This window comes from Roseateles sp. P2_H4 (assembly GCF_056403315.1).
Genome location: NZ_JBFUFR010000020.1, coordinates 117180 through 126351, shown reverse-complemented (window position 1 = coordinate 126351; position 9172 = coordinate 117180). Strand labels below are relative to the sequence as shown.

Annotated in this window: 6 protein-coding genes and 1 pseudogene; 1 reads left to right on the top strand and 6 read right to left on the bottom strand. The window is 66.6% G+C overall.

Annotation, left to right across the window (positions count from 1 at the left end):
* The 6 genes and pseudogenes from AC1DW3_RS16540 to kduD all read right to left on the bottom strand — a co-directional run.
* A pseudogene (locus AC1DW3_RS16540) lies at positions 1-465 on the bottom strand (NADP-dependent oxidoreductase); the annotation flags it as partial.
* 92 nt (positions 466-557) lie between these two features.
* Positions 558-1364, bottom strand: a complete 807-nt coding sequence (gene kdgR / locus AC1DW3_RS16535; protein WP_477932812.1) for a DNA-binding transcriptional regulator KdgR — start codon at positions 1362-1364, stop codon at positions 558-560.
* A 53-nt stretch (positions 1365-1417) separates the two neighbouring features.
* A complete protein-coding gene (locus AC1DW3_RS16530; protein ID WP_477932810.1) occupies positions 1418-2671 on the bottom strand; it encodes a pectate lyase family protein in 1254 nt (417 codons plus the stop codon).
* Positions 2668-3759 carry a pectinesterase family protein gene (locus AC1DW3_RS16525; protein ID WP_477932808.1) on the bottom strand — a complete coding sequence of 364 codons (1092 nt, stop codon included), beginning with the start codon at positions 3757-3759 and terminating at the stop codon, positions 2668-2670. Before AC1DW3_RS16525 ends, AC1DW3_RS16530 begins: the two co-directional genes overlap by 4 nt.
* On the bottom strand, positions 3756-4916 hold the full coding sequence (locus tag AC1DW3_RS16520) for an oligogalacturonate lyase family protein (protein ID WP_477932806.1): 1161 nt from the start codon (positions 4914-4916) through the stop codon (positions 3756-3758). The genes AC1DW3_RS16525 and AC1DW3_RS16520 overlap by 4 nt, the downstream gene beginning before the upstream one ends.
* 60 nt (positions 4917-4976) lie before the next feature.
* Entirely contained in the window at positions 4977-5738 is a 762-nt protein-coding gene (gene kduD, locus AC1DW3_RS16515; protein ID WP_477932804.1) for a 2-dehydro-3-deoxy-D-gluconate 5-dehydrogenase KduD, read from the bottom strand.
* A gap of 425 nt (positions 5739-6163) precedes the next feature.
* Between kduD and AC1DW3_RS16510 the strand changes: the two genes are divergently transcribed.
* Positions 6164-9103: a TonB-dependent receptor gene (locus AC1DW3_RS16510; RefSeq protein WP_477932802.1), complete on the top strand. Its 2940-nt coding sequence runs from the start codon at positions 6164-6166 to the stop codon at positions 9101-9103.
* Positions 9104-9172: the final 69 nt, after the last annotated feature.

Here is a 9172-nt window from a genome sequence, read left to right as displayed (position 1 = left end):
GACGACGACCGTCTCACCAGCCTTCACGTTGATGATCTTCATCAGGCCATACCAGGCCGTCACGCCGGGCATGCCGACCGAGCCGAGGTAGGCGGACAGCGGGATGTGGGTGGTGTCGACCTTGTTCAGCACGCCGCGCTGCGTGGCATCGACGGTCTGGAATTCCTGCCAGCCACCCATGCCGACGACCTTGTCGCCGACGGCAAAGTTGGCGTTCTTCGACTCGACGACTTCACCGACCGTGCCGCCGATCATGACCTCGTCAATCGCCTGCGAAGCCGCATAGCTCTTGCTGTCGTTCATGCGGCCTCGCATATACGGGTCGAGGCTCAGATAGTGGTTGCGCACGCGCACCTGGCCGTCGGCCAGCGCGGCGAGCGGCGCTTCGACGAGGCGGAAGTTGTCGGGTGTGACCTCGCCCTTGGGGCGGGAGGCGAGGACGATCTGGCGGTTGACTTGGCTCATGGGGGGCTGTTTGTTCACACAACAGCCGCCATTGAAGCACCCTGGCAGGGACCCCTGCGTCCCAGGGGCGACAACGTTCTAGAGCGCCAGACTCAAGCCCCGATCGTGATCGGGTAGGCCGTGCAACCCAGCTTCTCGGAGATGTCCTTGCTGGCGTTCTGCAGCATCTTGACGACCTCGGGTGCCTTGTCCACGTCGAAGCGGAAGGTGGGGAAGGACACGCTCATGCCGGCGATGGGCTGGCCCAGGCGGTCGAAGATGGGTACACCCAGGCAGCGGATGTGGTCGTCGAACTCCTCGCGGTCCTCGCCGAAGCCTTGCGCCTTGACCGTCGCCAGCTCGGCCAGGAAGGCCGGGCGCTCGGTGATGGTCTTGTCGCGGAAACGCTGGAAGCTGGCGCCGTCCAGGATGCGGTCGCGGCGCTCCGGGTGTTCCCAGGCCATCAGCACCTTGCCGATGGCGGTGCAATGCAGTGGCGCGCGGCGGCCGATGCGCGAATACATGCCCAGCATGTGGCGCGAGTCGACCTTGTGGATGTAGATGATCTCGCTGTCGATGAGGCTGCCCAGGTGGACGGTCTCGCCGGTGGCGTCGGCCAGCATCTGCATATGGTGCTTGGCGAGGTCGACGAGCTCGGGCGAGGGCAGGGCCTTGGCGCCGATCTCGAACATGCGCATGGCCAGGCCATAGCGCTCGCTGTCGGCCTCCTGGCGCACATAGCCCAGGCCCTTCATCGTCTGCAGGAAACGGTAGACCGTCGCCTTGGGCATGGCCAGGCGCACCGAGAGGTCGGTGATACCGATGTCACTGCGCTCACCGAGGGCGTTCAGGATGGCAAACACCTTGAGCACCGCGGCAACCGATTCGGGTTGCTTTGAATCACCAATGTCTTCATCCATCGTTCTGATTCTTTCGGACGCTTGTTTCAGGGTGCGGAGGTGTGGATTCTGACTCAGGCTCGACGCGGCCCGGCGCCAGCGCGGATTTGCTCAACCAGTTGATCGAGCCCGGCCGGGCGCAGCGCCGCTGCGTCATAGGACTCGTCGGGGCGCCAGCCGAGGTCGGCGGACAGCGTCTCGGTAGGGTGGGCGGCGGCCCAAGCGGCCAGGATGTCCACGGGCCGGCCGTTCAGGCGGCTGTCGTGATCGAAAAAGGCGCTGCCCTTGAGGCGGCGAATCAGCTTGTCAGCTTGAATCGAGGCGGGCAGCTCCCAGCGGTTGTGCTCGCTGTAGAGGCGAGAGCGGATGCCGACGCCCAGGGAGTAGCCGAAGTCTTCGACGCGGTCGGCGCTGAACAGGTTGGCCACCACGTGCACGCGGCCGAAGCGTACGCGCGGCGTGCGTTCCTTGCAGGCGTGGAAATGGTTGTGGTGCAGGGTCACGCGCAGCTTGCCCTCGTCGCTGGTCTTGCTGTCGCTGCTGCCGATCAGCATGGTCTTGTCATGGGCCTGGAAGCGACACCAGGACACGGTGACGAGGTCGCTGCCGTTGGTGATGTCGAGCAGGCCGTCATGGTGCTGCACGCGGCGGCCCAGGCGGATGGGTTCGAGATGGTCGGGGTGGCTGCCGTCGTCGAAGTGGCAGTGGTCCACGCAGACGCGGTCGGCGGTGCGCAGGGACAGGCCGTCGTACTCCGAGTTCCACTCGCCGTGGCCGTTGTCGCGCGGCTCCCAGGCGGGGAAGTGGTCGTAGGCGTCAGAGAAGCGCAGGTCGCGGATGACGATGTTGCTGACCTTGTCCAGCAGCACCATGCCGTGCTGGAAGCCTGCGCCTGGCGCAGCGCCCAGCAGCGTCGTGTTGGACGGCAGGCGCACGACGGAGACCTCGGCCTGGCGTTTCTCGGAGCGCTTGCGGGCGTCTTCCAGCGGCCCCTTGGGGTCGTCGCGACCCCAGGTGGCGGGGTCGAAGGCGCGGTCGAAGGCGTCGAAGTTGAACTCGGGGTCGCGGAAGGCCTCGACACCACCGGGGCAGAGGTCGATGAAGCTGTGCAGACGGATGATCTTGGGCTTGTCGCCCAGGCGCAGAGCCGCATCCAGGCCGGCGCGGTCGTGCACGTCGAAGATGTGCTCGGGAATCGCCTTGGCGCCGCCGATGGTGTTGCCGACGCCGGCCCAACCCAGCGGCAGTTCGACCGGTGCGGGTGCAGTGGCTGCGCAGCCGCCCAGGATGGGCAGGGCGCTCAGGGCGAGGACGTGGCGGCGCTTCATGGGCGGTTGTTGTTGAACTCGTTCAGGCGGTTGCCGGCGGCGTCGAAAGGCCGGCGCGAGGTGCTGGCCGACCAGGGACCGACATGGGCGCCGATCTCGCTGTCGCGCACGACAGCCACGCCGTTGGGGCTGCTGCCGGCCTGCCACGTGCCGGCCTTGACGCCGGCGTCCCAGGCGCGGCCTAGTGCAGTGGCACCGGGCGCGATGCCGGGCTCGCCGACGAGGCGGCTGTGCGTGACGAGAAAGCCCTGGGTCACGTCGGGCGCCGTGCTGGGCGCGAGGATGATGCCGCCGTGCCCGGGCGTGCGGCGATTGGCGCGGGTCAGGATGGTGCTGTGCTCGATGACGAGCACGGCGTTGCCGAAGATGAAGTCCACGTCGCCGGCGATGAGGCTGTGGCGGATGAGCTGGCGAGCGGGGGCTTCGGGCGCGCGACGCTTGGCGTACAGCGTGTCCTGGTGGCCCAGCAGGCGCACGTTGTCGAGCTGGATGCGGTCGCCCATCAGCGTGAGGGCCACGGCCTGGGCGCCGCCGCTTTCGCCCACGCCGGGTGGGTAGGCCTCGCCGCGGCGCACGCCGTCCATCGCGTCGTTGGCGATGGTCAGCGAGATGAGCTGCACGTCGTTGCTCTGCACCAGCATGCTGGTGCTGCCGCTGGTGCCGATGGTGGTCTTGCCAATCTCCGGCCAGCAGGGATGGGCGGGCTCGTTCTCGCCTTTGGGCTTGCCGGAGAAGCGGTTGTCGACCAGCACGACGGCGGCGGCATCCAGCGCCGAGCCGACGAGGGCGATGGGCGCCTTGTCCTTGATGCACAAGGGCCCGCGGTAGCTGCCGGGCTGGATGTGGATGACCCAGCGCTTGCCGCCATCAGCCGGCACCTTGTCGATGGCAGCCTGCACGGACTCGCCGGGCTTGACGATGAAGTCCGGCGGCGTGGCGCCTAGGTCGGCCAGCGGCGCTGGCTTCCAGTCGCCGAGGTAGGCGGCTGTCGTGTGCGCCGCCGCCTGTTCTGGCGTGAGCTGCGGGCGCGGCTGGGCCTGGCTCATCGTGGTGAGCAGGCCCAGCGTGAGCGCGAGCAGGAGCTTCACAGATCGGCCAGGTAGAGGGCCGGTTCGACGCCGCTGGCGCGCTCCTTGTCGCAGCTGAACAGCACCTGCTTGTTGTCCGGCGTGAAGCTGGGGTGGGGGTGGGTGACCTGGCGGTCGTCCTTGTAGACGTCCCAGCCGCTGTCGTGGCGGGCGATGGTTCGGGTGGTGCCGGCCTTCAGGTCGAACAGGTGCAGATAGGGGTCGCCCGCCAGCATCTCGTTGTCGCCGCTGCTGGCCTTGCCGCAGCCGTCGCCGACGATCAGCGTGCCGTCGTGGTTGCTCATCAGGTGCGAGCACTGCGGCATCGCGGTCAGCAGCTTGTTCTCCAGCGTGACCGGGTCCAGGCTGTAGATCCAGCGCTCGGGCGACTTCTCGTTGTAGCTGACGTAGATCATGGCGCTGCCGTCCGGCACCCAGAACTCGTGCGTGCAGCTTTCGCCGTCGAGGTGCTCCTTGCCGCAGCGGCGGTTCGTGCCGTCCTCGTTGATGAACCACATGCGCGCGTCGATGAGGTCGTGCGGGCCTTCGTGGCAGTAGGCGACGGTGTTGTCGTCGAAGGGGCGGTATTGCGGGTGGCCCAGCCAGCCGCGCTGCTCCAGGATGACGGTGCGCTTGCCTGTGGTCAGGTCTACGCTGAACAGGCGGCACAGCGGCCGCTTGTGGAACATCTCGTTGAACTTCTGCCAGGTGTTCAGGGCAAACCAGTCCTCGGCGGCGATCTCGATGCCGACGATCTTGGTGCAGGCGCTGTTGCTGACCCAGGTGCCATAGCCCACCCAGGCGTCGGGCACGATGTAGAGGACTTCCTCCCGCAGGGTGGCGAGGTCCAGGCGGATGAACTGGCGCTTGTCACGCACGAAGTAGAGGTGCCTGTCGTCGGAGCTCAGAAAGCCGCCGAAGGTGTTCTCGCCCACGCCGTCGGTGAGCTGGATGGCAGTCTGCGTGTCCAGGTCGAGCAGGTGGTAGTTCCAGTTCGGGCTGGGGTTGGGGCCGAACTCTCCGCCGAAGATCAGCTTGCGGCCGTCGTTCGTGAAGCACTTCTGATAGAAGTAGTTGCGGTGGCAGGTGACGTCCGGCGGCGTCAGCCGCGTGACGCGCGCGCCGGTGTCGGGGTCCTCGCGGGTGAGGAATTCAAACTTGCGTTCGGTGGCTTTCATGGCGTCCTCTGCAGCGCATTCTGGAACCCCGCGGCGACCGCCGGCGGGGCCCTCGCGGGATCAGCGAGCGAGCCAGCCGCCGTCGACAGCGATGGTGTAACCGTTCACATAGTCGGAAGCTGGAGAAGCCAGGAACACGACCGGACCGGCCAGGTCATCGGGCTTGCCCCAGCGGCCGGCCGGGATGCGGTCCAGGATGGCACTGTTGCGCTGCTCGTCGGCACGCAGTGCGGCGGTGTTGTTGGTGGCCATATAGCCCGGGGCGATGGCGTTCACGTTGATGCCGTGCGAGGCCCACTCGTTGGCCATCAGCCGCGTGATGCCCATGACGCCGCTCTTGCTCGCCGTGTACGACGGCACGCGCACGCCGCCCTGGAAGCTCAGCATCGACGCGATGTTGATGATCTTGCCGCCGCTGCCCTGGGCCATGTATTGCTTGGCCACGGCCTGGGACAGGAAGAACACCGACTTCAGGTTCAGGTCCATGACGTCGTCCCAGTCCGCCTCGGAGAACTTGATGGCGTCTTCGCGGCGAATGATGCCGGCGTTGTTGACCAGGATGTGCACCGCGCCGGTGAAGGCCTTGGCCTGGGCGACGAGGTCGGGGATGGCCGACACGTCGGACAGGTTGGCGCGCAGGTCCAGGAAACGCCGGCCCAGCTTTTCCACGCCGGCCTTGGTCTCGTCCGGGTCGGAGACGTTGACGCCGACGATGTCGGCCCCCGCCTCGGCCAGCGCCAGCGCCATGCCCTGACCCAGGCCCGTGTTGCAGCCGGTGACGATGGCCGTCTTGCCGGCCAGGTTGAAGTTGTTGAGCACCATGGTTCGTTGCTTCCGATGTGAGCGGGGTCTTGGCCGGGTGGTTCAGTTTGTTGAAACGCAGTTCCACTTTTGCCGATGCCACGACTTTAGGCAGGGCGCAAGTGTTGCGGAATCATGGTTTCTAATTAGTGAACCGATGTTCCGATTTTTGCATGTTCCGCCTATCATCGTCCACAACAGACCTTTACACAGCCCGTCAAGAGCCTCTGTTTCCTCGATGACGGCGCTGCGCGACTGGCTCAGTTTTCCTCTTGCCGCGACGGCCTTGCGTCGTCGCGGTGATCGAACCGGCGCTCGCACTGCAGCGTCGCCGGCCATAGAAATCGACGGGTGCCCTGCGTGCGCCCGGGTCCCCAAAGCCTTGCATAACCCGAGAGCCATCGGCGCCGACAGCGCTCAGATGACCTTGCACCAGGAGACATCACATGCCCGCATTCCGTCCGTCCCACCGCCAGGCACTGAGCCCGGTGGCTCTGGCCGCCACCCTCGTCGCGCTGTCCGCCGCACCCGCCTGGGCCCAGACCGCGCCTGCCAATTCGCTTGAGACGGTGACCGTCACCGGCATCCGCGCCTCGCTGGAGAGCGCGCTGAACGCCAAGCGCCAGGACAAGGGCATCGTCGATGTCATCAAGGCCGAGGACATGGGCAAGTTCCCGGACACCAACCTCGCCGAGTCCCTGCAGCGCATCCCGGGCGTCGTCATCGACCGTGACGCCGGCGAAGGCCGCAACATCACCGTGCGCGGCCTGGGCGGCGACTTCGCCCGCACCCGCATCAACGGCATCGAGGCCCTGGCCACCACCGGCGGCACCGACAGCTCCGGCGGCGCCAACCGCACCCGCGCCTTCGACTTCAACGTCTTCGCCGCCGACCTCTTCAACTCGCTGACCGTGCGCAAGAGCAGCTCTGCCGACGTCGACGAAGGGTCGCTGGGTGCCACCATCGACCTGCAGACGGCCCGCCCCTTCGACCTGAAGAAGTTCGCGGCCGCCGTGTCCGTCAAGGGCACCTACAACGACCTCCAAGGCAAGACCACGCCCAAGGCCGCCTTCCTGATCTCCAACACCTTTGCCGACGGCAAGATCGGCATGCTGCTGTCGGGTGCCTATTCCAAGCGCAAGGTCTACGAGGAAGGCTTCAGCACCGTGCGCTGGGACAACGGCCCGTCCAGCGGCAACACCTTCAGCGGCTGGTGCCCCCCGCAGGGCGTGACCGCCAACCTGCCCACCGGCTCCACCGCCACCACCTGCGGCCCGGCCGCCCAGGGTGTGCCGCGCCTGCCCAACACGCCGGAAAACCTGGCGGCCTACAACGAGGCCAGCAAGGCCACCAACTTCCACCCGCGCCTGCCGCGCTACGGCCGCCTCACGCATGACCAGGAGCGCGTCGGCCTGACCGGCTCCATCCAGGTCCGTCCGTCGGACACCATGCTGGTGACCTTGGACATGCTGTATTCCAAGCTCGACGCCACCCGCCAGGAAGACTTCCTGGAAGCCATCTCCTTCAGCCGCGCGCTGTCGGCCGGCGGTAAGCAGCAGACCAGCGTCGTCGAGGCGCAGTTCGCGCCCAGCGGCCAGATGCTCTATGGCAAGTTCAACGGCGTCGACGTGCGTGCCGAGTCGCGTTTCGACAAGCTCAGCACGGAGTTCAACCAGCCCACGGTGACGGTGGAGCAGGACATCGGCGAGTCCATCAAGCTGACGCTGCGCGGTGGCCGCGCCACGTCCAAGTTCAAGAACCCCATCCAGACGACGACGACGCTGGACGCTCCCAACGTCAACGGCTATGTGTTCGACGCCCGCGGCGACGACCGCGCGCCGCTGCTCGGCTATGGCAACCTGAACCCCGCCGATGCCAACGGCGCGCTGAAGATCTACGGCGTGCCGGTCGGCGCGACCTCCATCGCCAACTTCACGCCCAGCGAAATCCGCATCCGCCCCAACGGCGTGACCAACCGCCAGGACGTGCTGACCGCCGACCTGGCCTGGGAAATCATTCCCGACGCGCTGACGCTCAAGGGTGGCGTCAGTTACAAGCAGTTCAAGTTCACCAGCTACGACATCCGTCGCACGGTGGAGACGATGAACACGCTGCCCACCGGCGTGGACCCGGCCAGCCTTGTGACGACGCTGACCGGTTTCGGCAAGGGCCAGAACCTGCCGGGCGGCTCCATCACGTCCTGGGTCATCCCCAACCTGGACGCCATCGCCGCGGCCTATGACATCTACTGCAACTGCCTGAAGACCGGCCCGGCTGGCGGCCCCGGCGACTTCACGCTGACCTCCATCACCAACGGCAGCGCCCGCGGCGGCAACCGTGCCATCCTCGAGACCGACACCGGCACCTGGCTGATGGCCGACTTCGAGACCCGCCTGGGCGGCATGCCCGTGCGCGGCAACCTCGGCACCCGCTACGTCAAGACCTCCATCGAGGCCAGCGGCTACCTGGCCACCGGCGGCGGCAGCGCCGTGACGGCAACCCGCAACTACAACGACTGGCTGCCCTCGGCCAACCTCTCGGTCAACCTGGCCAAGGACCTGATCGTGCGTGCCGCGGCGGCCAAGGTCATGTCGCGCCCGCCGCTGCAGAACCTGAACCCGGGCGGCACGCTGTCCACCACCGGCACGCTGAGCTACACCGGTGGCAACCCGTCCCTGGACCCGTTCCGCGCCACCACGCTGGATGCCAGCGTCGAGTGGTACCACTCCAAGAACGGCTTCATCGGCCTGGGCCTGTTCCAGAAGACCATCAAGAGCTATGTGCTGACGCAGGGCCGCAACGTGCCCTACAACCAGACCGGCCTGCCGATGTCGCTGCTGCCGAGCAACTTCACTGGCGATGAAATCTTCCTCGTCAGTGCGCCCGTCAACACCCCCGGCGGCAAGCTCAGCGGCTTCGAGATCAATGTGCAGCAGCCCTTCAGCTTCCTGCCGGGCTGGGGCAAGAACTTCGGCCTGCTGGCCAACTACACGCAGGTCAAGTCCAAGATGGACTATGTGATCTCGGCCGCGGTCGGCGCTGCCACCGTGCGTGAAGACCTCGTCAACCTGTCGCCGCGCTCCTGGAACCTGTCGGTCTACTACGACGACGGCACCTTCAGCGGTCGCGTGTCGAGCTCGGCGCGCTCGGCCTTCCTGACCACCATCCCGGCCGGCAACAACCAGGACGTGGCGGGCAAGAACAAGACCTTCAACGTCGACCTGTCGATGGGCTACCAGCTCAACAAGCAACTGCAGTTGACCTTCGAGGCCAGCAACCTGACCAACCAGGCCAACGACCAGTTCATCTCCCGCGCGATGAACAACGTCGTCACCAACAACTACACCGGCCGTGAATTCATCGTCGGTGGTCGCTACAAGTTCTAAGCCGCCCATGGCCTAGACCCAGCAAGGGCACGGACCTGTCGTCTGTGCCCTTTTTCGCTTGCGGGACCC